This window comes from Paenibacillus sambharensis, assembly GCF_003233845.1.
Taxonomy (GTDB): domain Bacteria; phylum Bacillota; class Bacilli; order Paenibacillales; family Paenibacillaceae; genus Paenibacillus_I; species Paenibacillus_I sambharensis.
This window is the reverse complement of sequence record NZ_QKRB01000044.1, coordinates 90749-107543: the sequence shown is the minus strand read 5'-3', so window position 1 is coordinate 107543 and position 16795 is coordinate 90749. Positions and strand designations below refer to the sequence as shown.

Annotated in this window: 14 protein-coding genes; 4 read left to right on the top strand and 10 right to left on the bottom strand. The window is 46.3% G+C overall.

The annotated features are described in order from the left end of the window. Nucleotides 1–97: 97 nt before the first annotated feature. The 6 genes from DNH61_RS11955 to DNH61_RS27015 form a co-directional block, all read right to left on the bottom strand. On the bottom strand, nucleotides 98–1678 hold the full coding sequence (locus DNH61_RS11955; RefSeq protein WP_111146894.1) for a response regulator: 1581 nt from the start codon (nucleotides 1676–1678) through the stop codon (nucleotides 98–100). After that, the gene (locus DNH61_RS11950; RefSeq protein WP_111146893.1) at nucleotides 1666–3495 is read right to left on the bottom strand and encodes a cache domain-containing sensor histidine kinase; all 1830 of its coding nucleotides are present in this window, start codon (nucleotides 3493–3495) and stop codon (nucleotides 1666–1668) included. The genes DNH61_RS11955 and DNH61_RS11950 overlap by 13 nt, the downstream gene beginning before the upstream one ends. Nucleotides 3496–3764: 269 nt before the next feature. After that, entirely contained in the window at nucleotides 3765–4967 is a 1203-nt protein-coding gene (locus DNH61_RS11945) for an L-lactate MFS transporter (RefSeq protein ID WP_111146892.1), read from the bottom strand. 351 nt (nucleotides 4968–5318) lie between these two features. Then, complete coding sequence (locus DNH61_RS11940; protein ID WP_111146891.1) at nucleotides 5319–6929, bottom strand: hypothetical protein; 1611 nt, start codon at nucleotides 6927–6929, stop codon at nucleotides 5319–5321. Continuing rightward, a complete protein-coding gene (locus DNH61_RS11935; protein ID WP_281272386.1) occupies nucleotides 6913–7473 on the bottom strand; it encodes an ATP-binding cassette domain-containing protein in 561 nt (186 codons plus the stop codon). The genes DNH61_RS11940 and DNH61_RS11935 overlap by 17 nt, the downstream gene beginning before the upstream one ends. Continuing rightward, complete coding sequence (locus DNH61_RS27015) at nucleotides 7442–7648, bottom strand: ATP-binding cassette domain-containing protein (RefSeq protein ID WP_281272385.1); 207 nt, start codon at nucleotides 7646–7648, stop codon at nucleotides 7442–7444. Before DNH61_RS27015 ends, DNH61_RS11935 begins: the two co-directional genes overlap by 32 nt. Nucleotides 7649–7786: 138 nt before the next feature. Between DNH61_RS27015 and DNH61_RS11930 the strand changes: the two genes are divergently transcribed. Then, complete coding sequence (locus DNH61_RS11930) at nucleotides 7787–8053, top strand: AbrB/MazE/SpoVT family DNA-binding domain-containing protein (RefSeq protein WP_111146890.1); 267 nt, start codon at nucleotides 7787–7789, stop codon at nucleotides 8051–8053. 1 nt (nucleotide 8054) lies between these two features. Then, entirely contained in the window at nucleotides 8055–8456 is a 402-nt protein-coding gene (locus DNH61_RS11925; protein WP_111146889.1) for a type II toxin-antitoxin system death-on-curing family toxin, read from the top strand. A gap of 175 nt (nucleotides 8457–8631) precedes the next feature. Here the strand turns inward: DNH61_RS11925 and DNH61_RS11920 are convergent, their stop codons facing one another. The 4 genes from DNH61_RS11920 to DNH61_RS27250 all read right to left on the bottom strand — a co-directional run bounded on the left by DNH61_RS11920 (nucleotide 8632) and on the right by DNH61_RS27250 (nucleotide 13259). Beyond that, complete coding sequence (locus tag DNH61_RS11920) at nucleotides 8632–10626, bottom strand: hypothetical protein (RefSeq protein ID WP_111146888.1); 1995 nt, start codon at nucleotides 10624–10626, stop codon at nucleotides 8632–8634. Between the two features lie 481 nt (nucleotides 10627–11107). Further along, complete coding sequence (locus DNH61_RS27010; RefSeq protein WP_281272384.1) at nucleotides 11108–11239, bottom strand: hypothetical protein; 132 nt, start codon at nucleotides 11237–11239, stop codon at nucleotides 11108–11110. Nucleotides 11240–11682: 443 nt separating this feature from the next. Beyond that, a complete protein-coding gene (locus DNH61_RS11910) occupies nucleotides 11683–12639 on the bottom strand; it encodes a 5'-nucleotidase (protein ID WP_111146886.1) in 957 nt (318 codons plus the stop codon). Nucleotides 12640–12956: 317 nt separating this feature from the next. Beyond that, nucleotides 12957–13259, bottom strand: coding sequence for an HNH endonuclease (locus DNH61_RS27250; protein ID WP_425452244.1), 303 nt, complete (start codon nucleotides 13257–13259; stop codon nucleotides 12957–12959). A gap of 288 nt (nucleotides 13260–13547) precedes the next feature. Here DNH61_RS27250 and DNH61_RS11900 point away from each other — a divergent pair, with 288 nt between their 5' ends. Together DNH61_RS11900 and DNH61_RS11895 are read left to right on the top strand one after the other, a co-directional pair. Continuing rightward, complete coding sequence (locus tag DNH61_RS11900) at nucleotides 13548–14375, top strand: AraC family transcriptional regulator (protein ID WP_245948150.1); 828 nt, start codon at nucleotides 13548–13550, stop codon at nucleotides 14373–14375. 204 nt (nucleotides 14376–14579) lie between these two features. Further along, nucleotides 14580–16736 carry a glycosyl hydrolase 53 family protein gene (locus DNH61_RS11895; protein ID WP_111146884.1) on the top strand — a complete coding sequence of 719 codons (2157 nt, stop codon included), beginning with the start codon at nucleotides 14580–14582 and terminating at the stop codon, nucleotides 16734–16736. The last annotated feature ends 59 nt before the right edge of the window (nucleotides 16737–16795 follow it).

Below are 16795 nucleotides of genomic sequence, written 5' to 3'. Positions count from 1 at the left end.
TTTTGCTGCTCCTAGAAGTTATTTTAGGGAAGCTGACCCCGTAACTCCATTTAAAATCCGCACATCCGCTTTTAAAAATCGAACATCTTGCAAGCCTTCATTTGCTGCTGCGGTACTCATTTACAGACCTTCCTGTATTTTTTTTGAACAAAACACTGAAGTAGTGAGGGTCCTTGATCCCCACCTGCTCCCCAACCTCATAGCCCCGCAAATCGGTCGTCTTCAGCAGCGTTTCCGCCTTCTTCATCCGAATATTCGTCAAGTACTCGACAAATGTCTGCCCCGTCTCCTTCTTCATAAGCCGGCCCAGATGGCCCGGACTGACATAAAAGGCCGCCGCGGTGCTCGCCAGCCCTACTTCGGAATCACCCATGTTCTGCTCAAGGTATTCCTTCACCTGGCTGATCAGATTATCTTCCTTCGTTTGATGTTTGGCGTGGATTGCCCCCGTAATCGACAGCACATAACTCTCCAATAGACCCGTTAATTCAGGCAGATGCTCTGCGGCAAGGATGGAGACCAGCGTTTCCTTGTTAAACACCTGTTCATCCTCAAGCTGCTGTTCCATCGCGGCCCGCTGGCACTCCGTGATCACTTCCATCGCCGCCATGCGGAACTGCGACACACTGGTGAAGGACACATTGAACATGTCATGGAGGATTCCGGCCGCCTGCTCCTCGGAACCCACACTGATACAGAACTCCAGCTGCTGAAGAAGCTCGGAGCTGGGACGGTACGGCTGTTCCCTGCTGTCCACCATATCTTCAAAGCAGACCACTTGATTTCTTCCCACAAAGGCTTTGTACTCCAACGCGCGGCATGCTTCCCGATAGATGATATACGCCTCTTCAATAGCTTCCCTCGGACGCCCGATTCCGATACTTACCAGGCATTTTCCCGGCTCCGCCAGAATGGTCTTCAGGTGCTCGCAATCGCTCGCAAGATCGGCATCCACCTGCCATGACAGGACGACAATCTGGTTGCGGGTATCTGTCAGTGTAATGACCCCGGAATCACCCTCGTAATAGGCAGCCGCTTTGTTCCTGGCGTCCATATTCAGCAGCTGCTGCTGCTCTTCATCCAGCTCATCTGATGCCGGGGAAACCTCGATGACGGCAATGTGGAACAAACCGCTGCCCTGCTGCACCGGTATGCTGAAATACTTGGCTTTCTCAAGAATCTCTTCCTGGGAAAGCGTGCCGCTGAGCCACCCGTTTACAAACTTCTCTCTGAGATAGGGAAAATTGCGCTTCAACTCTTCTTTCAGTCTCTCCAATTCCTGATCCCGGCTGCGCTCCTCACGAATCAGCGTGTTCAGCTTCTCGGTAACATGAAGCAGCTCGGAAGCCCGAATCGGCTTCAGGATAAAATCCGTGATCCCAATCTTGATGCTCTCATGCGCATATTCAAACTCATCATGACCGGTAACGATCACGATCTTGATATCCGGATACTTGTCCAGCACCATCCTGCTAAGCTCTATACCGCTGATGGACGGCATATGAATATCCGTAAACATAATATCCGGCCTCAGCTCATCCACCATCTCCAATGCCTCACGGGCATTGGAGGCCTCGCCGGCAATCGTCATGCCCTGCTTGTCCCAGTCTATGCGCATGCGCAGCAAGTTCCGGATCAGATGTTCATCATCTACGATCAGAACCTTTAATTTTTCCATACGGTATCCACTCCATTCGGTATGATTAATGTTATGATTGTACCCTTGCCGGGCTCACTATCGATGTAGACACAGTCTTTATCCCCATAAAAAATACGCAGCCGCTCCATCGTCCCCCAAAGGCCGAAGCTCTTGATCTCGCCCTTCCGCTCCGGGTCCATAACCTGCTCAATGACCTCTGCCGACATGCCGGCGCCATCATCGGCTATCGTCAATACTACTGCTCCTTCAGCCCTTCGCGCGCCAATTCGTATATTCCCCTTGGTTCCTTTCGGGCGAATGCCATGGTAGATTGAATTTTCGACGAGCGGCTGCAGAACCAGCTTGGGAATCGGAAAGTTGGAGCAGCCCTCCTCTATATCGAACTGAACCTCGAAGACATCCTGATAACGCACCTTCAGGATCTTCAAGTAATTGCGGACGATCTCCATTTCCTCTCCGACCGTGATCACATCCCGCCCCTTGCTGACACTCAAGCGGTAATAACTGCCAAGGGCCTCAATCAGCTCGCACACCTGATCATTCAAGCCGGACAGCGCCAGTGATGTGACGGAGTCCAGTGTGTTATACAGGAAATGAGGCTTAATCTGGGCTTGCAGCGTATTCAGCTCCGCCTTGCGAAGCGTATTCTGCTCTTCGATGATCCGCTTCAGCAGCTGATCCATCCGTTCAATCATATGATTGTATCCGTTAAACAACTGGTCGAATTCATAGCTGTTCAGCTCTGCATTGACTTTCATAAAGTGTCCGCTTGGTGCTTTGTTCATGGCCCGCAGGAGCTTATGAATCGGATTAATAATACTGCGCGATATAATAAATGAACTGACGAAGAAGACGGCACCATTAACAATGAGCAGCATCAGCGCCAGGAATACAAACGATTTATTAATCGAATCCATGGCGTTATAAGGTGTTAAGCTCATCACCTTCCAGCCGTTATGTTCATTTAGAAGATACGATACCGTGTACTTGCCCGACCCCGAATGCAGGGTCAGCGATCCTGAGCTGCTCTCTTGAAACTGCTGCTCCATCTTATCCAGGTTGGCTGACAAGATCTGTTCAAAATCCGCGCCGCTCGGATCTTCTGTAGAATTGGCAGCAATCATCTGATTATGCTCATCCAATATGGCAATCTGCAGCGAGGCTTCATTCATCAGGTTTGAATAAGCCTGTACAAAGGCGTCTTTCTTAATGTTCATGACCAGAACGCCGAGCTGGGATGTATCGTCCAGGTCACGGATCAACCGGATGAACGATACGAAGCTCTCGTCTGTCTCGCCCCCAGCGAACGTACCGCTGCCGTGCAGCCGCAGAAGGTACATCCCTTTCTTATCCACCACCTGCTCATACCATGGGGCATCCTCTACGTTAGCTTCGATAAAGGCCGGCAGCTCCTGCGTACCAACGGAAAAACGGTGGCCCGAGTTGTCAAAGATATAGACGGAATCGATGATCGGAACTGCCTGCATCAGGTTGTGAAGATAAGCAGTGACCTTGGACTGGGTCTGGAGATTGGCGTACACATCCCCCTGCCTGAGCAGATTTTGCAGGTTATAATCCGAGAAAATCATCTTAGAATAGTTATTTACATTCTCAATCATGAGATTGACGTTGGTCTGGATTGATGTAACCGTTTGCAAGGATGCTTCATTAATTTTCTTCTGCGCGGAGCTTGCCGATATTTGATACAGCACCATATAGCTCAGTGCTACCGTGAGAAGAATGATGACAAAGTAGGCAAACGGTATTTTGAATGCCAGCTTCCTCGGCTTGCTGCGAATGAAAGAATGTATACTTGTCATGCTCAGGAATTTCATCGTTATATCCTCTCCCGCTTCGTGAAACTTTGGTTATTTCGGCTTCATTAACTGCTGAACCAGTTATACCATTGATATTACTAGGAATCGAATAGAAAAATTTTACATGATGTCTGTTATTTCGCCTTTTGTTCTCATCATTATAACGCTTGTCTTCCTTTGATCAATAAGGCGAAACGCAAAATAGACCACCTAGTGTCAGATGGTCCAGTTACGTTGAATTCAATCGTTAACGCCCCTGGCTGGCAGGGATGCATGCATCGCTTCAGTTAATTCGCGCGCCTTGGTCTGGCAAGAGATGCTTTCCTGTATTCCGGAATCCGAAGCCAGTTGGCGAGGACGATGGCAATAACGCAGCACAGCGCCGCAACGAAAAATGCCTGCGTGAACGAAACACTTCTCACGATGATTGGTCCTACGAAGGCGGACAGTCCATACGCTTGATAGACAAGGCCATAATTAGCTCCCAGACTGCCTGTGCCGTAATAGTCAGCGGTTAAGGAAGGATAGACCGCCAGGAATCCTCCGAAGCAGAAACCGATCAGGGACACAGATATCATAAACAGACTGTCTGTCATGGGAACCATGCTCATAAACAGGAGGGCGGCAGCTGTCAGCCCGTACATCCACAGCAGTGTGTTCTTGCGGCCCATATGATCGGACAGCTTCCCAAGCAAAATCCGGCCCAAAGCGTTAAACAGGGCAATGAACATTACTGCATTGGCGGCTTCTTCTGCTGACAGGCCTGCCATCTCTACGCCAATGTCGACTGCGAAGCTGATGACCATTAGTCCGGCCATTGTACCGAAAAAGAACATCGCCCACATAATATAGAACGTTCGGGTGGCCAGCATTTCTTTGGGCTTATAAGAAGGTCTCGCCCCTGATCCCGTCGCAGACGCATCAAGGCTCCGTGCCTGGCCGGCGGGGTTCAGCAGCAGCTGGGCTCCTCCAATGACAAGAACCATATACACAATACCTAAATAAACGAAGCTTGCCGACACCCCGACAGACTCGATCATGGCTCCGATTACAGGCTTGTATATTAGCCCTCCCGCACCGAAGCCTGCCACCGCAAGCCCGCCGATCAGACCCGGCTTATCCGGAAACCACTTGATACATGCCGACAGAGGACAGACGTATGCCGTGCCAATGCCGATCCCCCCAATCACCCCATAATAGAAGTACAGCTCCAATAAGGTATCCGCTTGACCGGATAACATCAGTCCTACTCCAAGCAAGAGTCCCCCAATGGTGGCCACCTTTCTTGGTCCAATCCGGTCTTGAAGCCTTCCGGCCGCTATCGTAGCCAAAGCAAAGGTCGCTATAGTAATAGAAAAGGTAACGACCACATCCTCCCGCTCCCAGCCGAATTTATCCATCAGCGGCTTGTTAAACAAACTCCACGCATAGACCGCTCCCAAATTCATCTGGATCAATAATGCTCCCAGCACAACCCACCATCTCTTCATCCCTTGTACCTGCCTCCCTAGACGTTAAAAGAGAGACCCGTTCAGATGCTTCCGCATCCTCACAGGCCTCTCTTGTACTCACGCTACCGTGCTTACTTAAGCTACCGTCTCTATTATTATGTAAATTCAAATAAAGGTATCTGTGAATGAGAACTGTTGTAACATTGTTAGCGGATATCCTTCAATCCTGATCCATAAGGATCCTGATGGAGACCATCCTGTATAACAGTCCTGCGAGAACATACACAGCTTGCCCACAAAGCCTAGGTAATTATACCTGCCCTCGAAACCGTAGTCAATCCCTATTAGAGTTATCCTGCACGGCAAGCGTCCACTGTACAGCTATCAACCCTATTTCACTCTGAACGTATTATGCGCGTACTTGCGAACGGATAAGGCCGCAACCACAAAATATATGATTGCAATCGATAAGACGACGCTGGCGAAGGCAGCAGGCGAAACCCGAAAGAAAACAGCGAACCCGCAGGCAGCCGACACAGGCATGGACACAATGAAATATAGCGGATTCTTCATATTGAGGTCCGTGGAATACGGCTGAAAGATATAATAGAGAAACAGATGATGGATGGTGAAGAAGACTGCCAGCGAAGCGATGCTTATCCATAATAGCACGACATGAAGCAGCCCAATGTCGCCGCCCGCCGCGAAGGCGATCAGCGTCAGCGCTCCCCCCAGTACAGCTGCGATCAGCAGATTCTGGCCGATCATCCTGCGCAGCCGGATCAGGAAATGCTCGTAAGCTGCCCTGCGGTAGAAGCTGTAACGGGTTAAGCTGATATCGCAGTGGTAGAACATCGCCCTGCACATGGTCTCTCCCACGGTCAATAAGCTCATCGCGATGGGCAGAATGGGGAACACCATTGCCAGCTCCAGCTGCAGGAGCCCCGGCTGCATACGGCCAATAACCAGCATTGCAATCGAGCCGATGATTCCGGCAGCAGCAGCAATTGCGAGCCGCTTATAGACGGGACGACGGATTAAGCTGCGATGCCTTGCGAAGAAGATTGCGTTGAGATAGGCATAGCCCTTTTTCCCTTCAAATGGCTCCCGGCGCATCGTCTCCTCTGCATAATCGCTCTCCCTGGCTTGAACACTCGTCTTGTTGGCATCAGCAATCATACCTCTGACGTTCAAGTACGGATCGTCCCGCTTCGTTGCGGCATCCACAGCCTCACGGTATTGGCGGTACCTCGCAAGCAGAACGGCCGCAGAAGCCCCCAGCACCGCGAGCGCCAGCACTGGTAACCCATGTGTGAATATCGGGCCGGCCATCGGCGCTTTTTCCAGAAAAAGCGGCAAATACCCAGCGGTATAGCCTGCAATAATGACGAGCCATACCACGGCCACCTGCTTGACTAGCACAACCCCTGTCTTCTCATACAGCTTGAGATGAAGGTATTCGCACAGCACTCTCCACCCCGTGACAGACACCGCGAGCATGACCGCCTGCAGCACCGTCCCCTGAAGGAGCAGTACGAATACCGTCAGCGCTGGTAGGTAACTGGCGAGGAATACGACATACCGGTAAGATAAAGCGGCTTTCATATAGAGTGTAGGCGACATTCGCATCAGCTTCACCGCTACATATTTTTCCCGCTTCGGTTCCAGTACATTGGCGCTGCTCACTCCTGCAACCAGTAAGCTGATGAGCACGAACACGTGAATGAACAGCTCCAGCGGCTCGTGTGCGTTCGACCGTTCGCTTGCAGCCGTTATCGGTAAATAGACAAGCAGGTACAGGTATAGCAGCTTGGATATGACGCTCCACAGCAGCAATACGGCAATTACAAAGACAGCGGCCGTGCGTTTCAGCTCCAGTCTTGCATACACGGAATTCTTGACCATCTTGCCAAGCAAGGGCAGCCTCTGAACATAGTAGAAGAACAGATTGAACGCCGAAGACGTCCGGATCGCCAGCAGCGTGCTAAGAACCTTCAGCATGACTCTCATCCTTCAGCAGCTCGATAATGCTCTGCTCGAACTCTGGACTGCGCAGCAGCTCAGGCGACACGGACGCTAACTGGCCGCGATTTAAAATAACGAGCTCATCGCAAAGATCGGATGCAAGCTGCAAAATATGGGTGGAGAAGATAAGGATATGATTATGCTTCATCTCGCGGAGCAGCTTCTTCATCTCCAGCGCCACAATGACGTCAAAGGAGGTGAGCGGCTCATCCAGCAGGATGACCGGCGGCTTCGTGATCAGGAACAGCAGCATCTGCAGCTTGTTCTTCATTCCGTGCGAATACCCTTTAATGAGCCGGTGCCGCTCCTCCTCCGCCATGCTCATCTTGTCGAAATACTGGTCTATCGTTAGATCGGCCTGAAGATTCTCGTGGCGGTTACTATCCATAAAGAACTTCACGAATTCATAGCCTGTCAGAAACTCCGGCAGGATCGGCAGCGAGTAGACGTAGCCTACATCCTGCTCGCGCAGCTCGCGTAACACGCCGTCAACCTCCAATAAGGCCCGGCCGCCATCCATCTTCAGCTCGCCGCTCAGGCAGTTGAACAACGAACAACGTGGTCTTGCCTGCCCCGTTCCGTCCCAGCAGCCCGTATATCTTCCCCTTCTCAAACCGCTGCTCCACGCCTTGAAGCACCTGCTTCTCGTTGAACTGCTTCGTGATCTTGTCCAGCACCAGCTGCAATGAAATCACTCCTTCCATCCCTGTAATACGGTAAGCTTGTCAGTAGAGTTTCCAAATCACTTCAGCGGCTCTTCCTTATCACTTCCCTGCTTCGCGTTATAACGGTGTAATTGTTATAAAAGCTGATATGATGATAAGGAGGTTATTATGGGGGATAAGGTGATTAATATGGAGCGAAAAGTAACGAAGTTTGGGAACAGTCTTGGCCTAACCATGACCGAGGCACTGAAGCAAGTTGGTTTGGAACTGGGAGACTCCGTTCATATCCATGTAAGAGCCCTGGATGGGGAGATCGTGATTCGCAAAGCGAATAAAGCTGAACTCCCTCCTGGAATCAGTGCCGATTTTCTCGAAACGCTATCGGAAGTTATAGAAAGCTATGATGATACCCTAAAAGGGCTTAAGGATCGTTAAGATGGGCATTCGTGACCTAACCGTACAAGAAACGATTGCAATAAATGTCTCCATGATTCAACGCTACAGTCCCGGAGAGCAGATTGGAGTCAAGAGTACGAGCCTATTAGAGTCCGCTGTCTATCGTCCTTATTCATCCGCGTTCGGCGAAGAAGCCAACTCAACCCTACATGAGAAATCTGCCGCACTCTTTGAATCTCTCGGACAGAATCACCCCTTTCAGAATGCTAACAAACGGACAGCCTTTACAGCATTAGTTGTTTTTCTGCGCCTAAATGGACAGGCGTTTGTTATGAATCAAAAAGCGGCAGAAGATTTTACTGTAGACATGGTCAACCATCAGTATCCGTTCCAGGAGCTTGCGCGGGTAATCGAACAACATTGTGAACCCCTTCAATCATAGCAAAACCCGACCTTACGAGCTTACGCAGTCGGGTTTTTTGCTGGTTTGGTGTAGACGAGGCGTGGTTGTGCAATACCACAATTCGCCGGAGTGTGATGATTCGGATGTTTGGGGAGGCGGCGTAAATCACCTCACCAAACAATTGAACTTATATCATTATTATCTCGGGAGAAGTTCACAGGAAAAGCCGGGAATACGTAGAACGATTGGCATTCTCAACAGCTGAATCAAGTAGATCCTTTAAATAGCTTTGTTGGCTTACTGCAGTCAGGAGACATTTACGGAGATCATCAAAAATTTTCCACTTATTGTACTTAGTTGTACGTGCAAGTTGCCATATAGTCTCCTTACAAGAATTTGTCTGAGAGGAATCCCCCGATTCAAGAAAAATTTTACGAGCTACTTGATCCAACTCAAGTTTAAGATTTGATTCAAACTCCAGCTTCACACGGTCTGAATACTTTCCCACCTGCACTCCTATTTCGATTTTTGTAGGTGTCAGGTTTTCCATGCAAATTCTAATGAAGTTCGAGAATGTCTGAATACTAACATTTTCCCAGACTTGAGCATATGATACATGTGGCCGACCATGATAAAGATTCCATAGAACTGCATCAACAGTCCAATGATGAAGCTTATTGGAACGATCCCGTAAAACACTGTATTCATCGTTTATGCTACTGGTCAGACCATTAATTATCTGACCAATAATTTCATTAATGGGCTCTTTAGTTAAGAGAAATTTTCCTTTTTGACTCTGATGAATGTTATGGTCTTTTATCTTAGGTCGAACTTGGACAAATGCTTTGGAAATGGACATCCTTAGCATTTGATAAGGGTCATTCTCCCTAAAGAACGTAACTGCCTCTTCTCCTAACCGACTTTTACGCGCGATGTTTGCAAAGCATATTATATCCGGCTTATTAGGTAACTTTACAGGACATTCCATATCAATCACAGATTCAATCAGATCCATTGTGTCATTTTTGATCTGAGAAATCTGTTTTTGTATTATATCCGGAGTAGGGTCTTCATCTTGCTCAAAAATAGAGGTACGGTCGAAATGTGTAACTGCTACTAAAAGTTTGCTCGGGCGTACGGACTGCTTAATAGCTTTTAAATAGTCTCGATTCCTCGCGGCTGGTGATGCAGTGCTCCGCACAAAGAGAATTGCATCATACAAAACAGGCGTAAGTAGTGCCTCTTGAACACGCTCCGGAATTTTATCAATTCCATCATTATCAAATCCTACGACATCATACACACAGTAAGCTGTCTCAATCAATCCATTATCTATCAGTAACCCTGGACCAGGAACACGAAGCACCATTTCCTTGATGATACAAGCTGCACTTGGTGCAGTCACTCTTTTGGAGTTGGTAACAGCTTGGGCACTGAGTTTAAAACCCTCAGATGTTTTATTAAAAGCATAAGCAGCAAGTGAATTTTCGTCAACTTGAAAACCTGCATTTTGAAGACAGTCCAAAGCTTTGTCATACACCAAATCGCAAAGTTCATTTAACAGTGTGGAAATAGTATTATTCTCATCAACACCATTTAGACTCTCTTCATGTGGGAACATTTTCTGATCAATAAATGTATCAATCATACGATTTGCTTCGTTCTTTTCTTCTTTCAAACAATCAAAATAATTATTTCTAAAAGACGAGTCAGCCTGCTTGTCAATGAACTCTATACTAGACACCATGATATCCTGGTATCTAACCCAGGCATCTTCAAAACCCTGAAGCAACTTGTCAATTCTAAAGGTAGCATCAATAGGCGATAGTTTCTTCCCTACTGCATCTGCATAAAAGCGCCTATGCTCTGATTCCTTTTTGGGCCTACTCGACAAACAATTCTTAAATTCCGAAACTAAAGAAGTTTTAAAGTGACGTTCCAATTCAACTCGAATTTCGTCTCTTCTTTTAAATTTATTCACTACAATTTCAGCTTTGTTCAACTCAGGGTTAATTACAATTCTCGATATACAAGAAGTTGTATTACCCTCACCGGCAAACAGAAGCATACTTTCCTGAAACCCGGGATTACATAAACCAGCAATTGCTGTACTTTTCCCTTCTCCACTACCACCTATGACAGCTATTGCGGGGTAATCTTTCTCTTCTTTAATAGGCTTCTCGTTTGGCGAAGATTGCACATTAAACATAAAAAAACCTCCTGTGAATTTTCAAAAAATAAAGACATCTTGCTAAAGGCACGGCAAAATTCGCGCAAATTTATGGAGACTACTGAGTTCCACTAACTTATGATGTTTGACATTCGAGCCCTGTTGGACATATAGCAGAAGCATCATCGGCTTACTCCCTAATACATCGTGGATATCAAAATGCCAACTCTCTATTACGATAACTTTCCAATAATCGATACCTTTAATTTACAACTTGGTCCAATCTTATTGAATCGCCAAATATCAAAATATTTTTATGGATTACTGTTCAGCACTTACGAGGAAGACACTGCAAAATTTTACAGAAGCAAAAAGCTCGCTTTTTTAGCCTGTGAAGCTGTTATAAACGAGCTTTCTGTTGTTTTCAATCAAACTCTAATTAACAATCAGAGCCCTCCTGAGAAAGCACCCCTTTTGCAGAAGTCTTAAGAACTGGCTCCATTTTTATAAGTCACTTAGCTTAAAAAATGTATCGGGCTACAACTGCTACAGCCACACCAATAATGATACGAGTAGTTACAGTAACCCAATAACTTGGTTTACTTGCACGTTTTTTAAAGGTTTTAATAAACCCCTTCGCTTTTATAAACACAAAAAAACCTCCTATAAATTTTTGCAAAATAAAGACGCCTTGCTAAGGCACGCCAAATTTTGCATAAATTTATGGAGACTACTGAGCTCCACTAACTTATGTCGTTTGACATGCATGCCCTGTTGAGCATACGGCTGAAGCCTCGTCGGATTACTCCCGAACACATTGCGGGCATCAAAATGCCAACTCCGCATCACGGTAACTCTCCAACAATTGCCATCCTTGTTTTGCAACTTAATTTTATTCTACTAGTTTGCTGAATGTCAAATATATTTAAAGATTACTATCCAACACATTATCTAAATACTTAGAATGCTACAGCATCTCAGATATTAAATTGGTTTGAAGCCTATCCAACATTAACCATTGTGGTTTTGCATGGACAAGGGTTCAGAAAACCGAACCGTGGTTCTGCAAAACCATAATTCGACGTAGTGTCTTAGTTATGATGTTTGGGAAGGTGGCGTCAACGGCTTAATTTTATTGGCAACCCCAAAAGGAACATGTGCGGTTGGTGAAACACTTGATACCCCCTCAATATGACCTACCTGATCATCAAAAAAGATATGAGGACGAAATACCTTTAATACTCTACCCTTCTCTATTCCGCCAAGGAAGAAAGCTTCGTCAACCAATATACCAAGAGTTCTTAGCGTCGTTACTACGCGTTCATGTGCAGGTGCATTTCTAGCCGTTACTATAGCTATCCTGACACGTGGAGAATACGCATTATCCTTCTGCTTCCTCTTCCACTCACGACGCTGAAGACTGGCTACTTCACCAAAAAATTTGAAAAGCGGCCCGGGCGGCAGAGCTTCACTTGCCTTTTGCTTCTCATTCTCATGGAAGCCTTGCATTCCAAGAGCTTGATAGATCCCTTCCGCTGAATCATCGGCGATAATACCGTCAAAGTCAAATGCAATCCGAAGTTCTAACTCTTCCTCATCATCAACATATCCAGTAGGAAACACCTGAGCAGCTGGTAAACCCATTTCAATGGCAGATCGCACATCGTTAGGATCTGCTGAAAGAAATAATGAAGCGTTAAATGCATTCATGTAAATGAATGGATTCGATCCTGCAACGAATGCAGCACGAGATATCGAAAGTCCATAGTGTTGAATGGATTTGAAAACACGAAGACCCGTATCGGGGTCGTTCCTCGACAGTAACACGACCTCAACTGGTTGATCGGTCAGATCATCGCCGTTGATCATAAGCAGACGTTTTATCAAAGGGAATGCAACTCCCGGTTCTAGCACATCTTGTTCATGATCATGTTGATACTGGCGATATTCTTCCTCCCCTTTTTCCTTGAATACCTTGTCGGACTCCTCCAAGTTGAAAAGGGCGCTTGAGGCGACAGCAACTACAAACTTCTCTTCTATGGGATAAGGCATGGTCTCCTCCTTACTGTTATATGTGTGTAAGCAAATTCCAAGGGGAAAGCCTGTCCCTTCCCATCGATTATCATCTCAAATGATATTACATCAATATTCGACTAAATCCTCCAAATACCTCCACTTGCAAAAAATACCCAATCAACATCGTATGGACGTAAGTCGGGTACTTCTATTAGTGACAAGCATGCTGAATCCTTGTCCAGTATTATTAGTTGTGGTTTTGCAAGGACAAGGGTTCAAAAAAGCTAGCCGTAGCTATGCAAAACCACAATTCGTCGGAGTGTGCTGGTTAGGACTTTTGGGTAAAATTGATTTTATCTATTATCTATATTAACAATTTTCAGGTTATGATAATCAATATATTCATTATTAATCGAATGTCGTGCCATACTTAAAATTAGATCGTTATCTAGAGCGATCGCGACTAAATCCAATAAAACGTGATGATTTGGACAGACGCAAATCATATTTCCCAGTGTATCAGGCCCTAAGTGAGGCTCTCCTAAAGGTTTAATATGATGAACCTCTAAATAGTAATAATCCCCACGTATATGCATTTTAAACCCGCAAATTTGACAGGTATTTTCATAAAGAAGCTTTATTTTGTGTACTAGCATTTTGTTTCTTAGTCGAACTAATACGCTCCGTTTTAGACTAACCACTTCATTATTTAAGTCAAAACATGAATCTTCCTCTGTGTCACTAACTACTTGAATGTAACCAGGCAAGTTAGATATTCCCTCTGGGACATGTAAATCGTGGCCATGCTGTAGATATGGAGACATACGGTACTCCTCAAACGTTTCAAAGATTACATATCCTCTTATATGGAGAAAATGACACGATTACCGCATCAGCATTAACTTGCAATTCATAACACTCACCAGTTAAAAGTTGGTGTTCAAGTGCTTAACAAAAAAATGCGATATCAGTTCATTACTGTTGAAGACTCCTTACCCTTGTTTGTAGAAAGTGTAGGCTATAATCCGCAAGAAATGGATTTTTTGAGGACGAGGGGTTATCCCTATTATCACTGGTTACTTACCATTGACGGTGAAGGTAAATTTTATTTTGACGGCCAGGAATATTCGCTATCGAAGGGGCGGGGAATCCTGTTGAAGCCCTATACGCCCCACTCCTATTATACAGAAGGAAAACGCTGGTCAACTGTTTATATTACCTTCGGCGGAGCATCCGCTGTATCAATCTTAGAGTCATTAAAGCTGAACTCATCAACGATGTATACCGATCTAGAAGACCTCCCCTTCCTATCCATCATCCTGGACATGTTCCAAAAAGTCGAAACCGATTCTGAATTTTCAAAGCTGGAGTTGTCGAGCTTCTTATTCGATTATCTGATCAAACTCCGTACGTATGGCAAGGCGAATAATCAACTGTCGCTCTCCCACTATTACGGGAAGGTTCGGGGAATCGTAGAATGGCTTGAATCCGTCTATGCGGAAGATGTTACGCTGAGTGATATAGCCAGCACCTTTCATATGAGTCCACAGTATTTAAACCGGCTTTTCAGAGATACGCTAGCTGTGAGCCCTTACTCTTTCCTCATTCAATTAAGAATCAGCAAGGCCAAGGAAATCATGGTTCAAAATCCCGATATTCCGCTTAAAACCGTTGCTATTCTAGTAGGGTTTAATGATCTAAGTTACTTCGTTGCCACGTTTAAGAGGCGGGAAGGCATTACACCCAGGAAGTATCGTGAAATGTATGTGTGATAAGTCGATCCTGCGCTTGCCAATGGACTCCGCTGCTCAGCTAGAGCTGGGGCGCCATGGTCATTCATAAGTTTCATATCCTTATAGTTATTGTTTAGCATCCTTATACATAAGACAATTGTAATCGTTTACAATGCATTTATGTACTTCTTATCAGTCAGAAGCTCTTCACTATCACTCGAGCTGTTATAGGAGGTCGTATACGTGAGAAAACAGTCTTTCCTTAGAAAATCCGTTAGTCTAGCCAGTGTCATCTCGCTGCTCACCATTCCGCTCTTCAGTACGCAAGCCTCCGCATATTACGGTAATGCAGCCATTAAACCCGCCGTGACAAACCTAACAACGAAAGATTGGGTTTCAGCCCAATCAAATACCGGGGACCCCAAGCTTGCAATCGATCAAGATTTGAACACCTATTGGGAAGCCTCTCTGGGAGCCGGGCAGAACTCCGTTGAGATTGATCTAGGCGGAACCTACCGTGGCATGCGTAAAGTTGGAGTTGTCTTTCCTTCCCTGCATGGAGAATACCGGTACAAATTAGAAGCCTCCGGCGATGGAGTAAGCTGGTTTACCCTATCTGATCATTCTGCAAAAGGAATTACGGGCGGAGAGGATGTATTGATCACGCAATCTGCAGGAATCAGGTACCTGAAAGCAACCCTGCTTGGTGTATCAAACGGGGCTATTCCGGGAATTGCAGAACTGAGAATCAATAACTATGTCCTTAAAGAAAATCTTACCGTTGGTGCTGATATATCGTGGGACACCAGTTTTCCAAATCGAATGTACACGACACAGAACCGGACAGATTCTCCTTCTTCTGACGGACATATGATCGGAACCATGCAGGAAACCGGCATGTCTCTTGTACGTTTCAGGATCTGGAACCAGCCCAGAGATGAGAATACAGGTGCCCCTGTTCCCAATGTGAACGGAAGTATGAATCCGGAAGATACCCTGAACAAGTCTTTGTATGCAAACGGTCTTGGGATGAAGGTTGGTCTCGACTTCCATTATTCGGATAGCTGGGCAGACCCGGGCAAGCAGGTGAAGCCTCAAGGCTGGAAGAACCTGAACTACGAAGAGCTTGTGGAAGCTGTATATAACTTTACTTACGACGTGACGGCCGCCCATATTGAAGCTGGTGTAACGCCTAAATATGTACAGGTAGGGAATGAAATTATCAACGGCATGATGTGGGGGAATGAGAAAATAGCAACAGGACTTGAACCCAACTATGCAAAAAATGATCCTTCTTATTTTGCAGAGCAGGGAGGAGAATTATTGTGGGAGTACTGGAATTCAGCTGATCCGGAGGAGCAGGCTGCCTATGATGCTGCCTGGGATCGTTTTACAGGATTAGTTGATGCAGGACTGCGCGCTGCAAAGGCTGCATCACCTGCTTCCAAGACCAAAATCCATGTTATTGTCAGCACAAACCGGCTGGCCAAGACCATGGAGTTTTGGAATCAGCTGACTCATAGACTTCAAGAAGATTACAACAATAGCTTCGATATTATGTCCATCTCCTATTACCCGGAATGGCATGGGAAAATGTCTGACCTGACCACTTACTTACACGCATTTGCGACAGAGTTCCCTGATTATGAACTCGCGATTTCTGAAACCTCTCATCCCGCAGCGGGCGGAGAGTCCGCCACGGGTTATCCGAATTCGGTTCAAGGTCAAGCAGACTTTATGACAGACGTTATGCGTGCTTGCAACGATACCATCAATAATGCTTGTTCCACCATGCTGGTGTGGGAGCCGGCGATTTGGCAATCCATGTTTACAAGAATCGGAAATACGGATTACTGGCAGGCTAATGATTCCACGCGCGTATTTCATGAAGCATACAGTAAACAAATTCTTGAGAGCAATCTCTATCTGACTACGAGGCTTTACCACGCACCAAAGCTGCCAAAGACAGTGAGATTACTGGATGTCGAGACCAATGAGGTGGTAAATATCGCCGTAACGTGGGATCCCATTGCAGCAGAGTCTTATGCAGCCTTAGGTTCCTTTACAGTAACGGGCACGACTGCGAGTGGAAAGGTTACGGCACCGATTGCCGTTATGATGGATACTTGTGTACTCGAGAACCTGATGGACAACTTTATAAAATCGAAAGAGCTATCGGGTCCCCTGGTTCCGCAGTTAACCAACTCACTCAAACAAGTTCAGCATCATTGGAAGAAGGGGTCGCTGAAGAACGCAATCAAGTTTGTGGACCAATACCTAACTCATCTAAATCGGGCATCCAATGACAAGCATATATCTCCGAATGCAAGAGAAACTCTTGCTGAGCATGCCCGGCTGCTGCTTGAGGAATTACACAAGGCAAACCGTCTCAAGAAGTAATTATCGGGGTTATCTATGCGAAACGTATGGAAATCCAGGGAGTCTCGAATCCTGTATGT

Bases quoted from the DNA above. Each gene is read 5' to 3' on its own strand.
- DNH61_RS11955 (WP_111146894.1), bottom strand. From the start codon at position 1,678: ATGGAAAAATTAAAGGTTCTGATCGTAGATGATGAACATCTGATCCGG.
- DNH61_RS11950 (WP_111146893.1), bottom strand. From the start codon at position 3,495: ATGAAATTCCTGAGCATGACAAGTATACATTCTTTCATTCGCAGCAAG.
- DNH61_RS11945 (WP_111146892.1), bottom strand. From the start codon at position 4,967: ATGAAGAGATGGTGGGTTGTGCTGGGAGCATTATTGATCCAGATGAAT.
- DNH61_RS11940 (WP_111146891.1), bottom strand. From the start codon at position 6,929: ATGCTGAAGGTTCTTAGCACGCTGCTGGCGATCCGGACGTCTTCGGCG.
- DNH61_RS11935 (WP_281272386.1), bottom strand. From the start codon at position 7,473: ATGGATGGCGGCCGGGCCTTATTGGAGGTTGACGGCGTGTTACGCGAG.
- DNH61_RS11930 (WP_111146890.1), top strand. From the start codon at position 7,787: ATGGGGGATAAGGTGATTAATATGGAGCGAAAAGTAACGAAGTTTGGG.
- DNH61_RS11925 (WP_111146889.1), top strand. From the start codon at position 8,055: ATGGGCATTCGTGACCTAACCGTACAAGAAACGATTGCAATAAATGTC.
- DNH61_RS11920 (WP_111146888.1), bottom strand. From the start codon at position 10,626: ATGTTTAATGTGCAATCTTCGCCAAACGAGAAGCCTATTAAAGAAGAG.
- DNH61_RS11910 (WP_111146886.1), bottom strand. From the start codon at position 12,639: ATGCCTTATCCCATAGAAGAGAAGTTTGTAGTTGCTGTCGCCTCAAGC.
- DNH61_RS27250 (WP_425452244.1), bottom strand. From the start codon at position 13,259: ATGCTAGTACACAAAATAAAGCTTCTTTATGAAAATACCTGTCAAATT.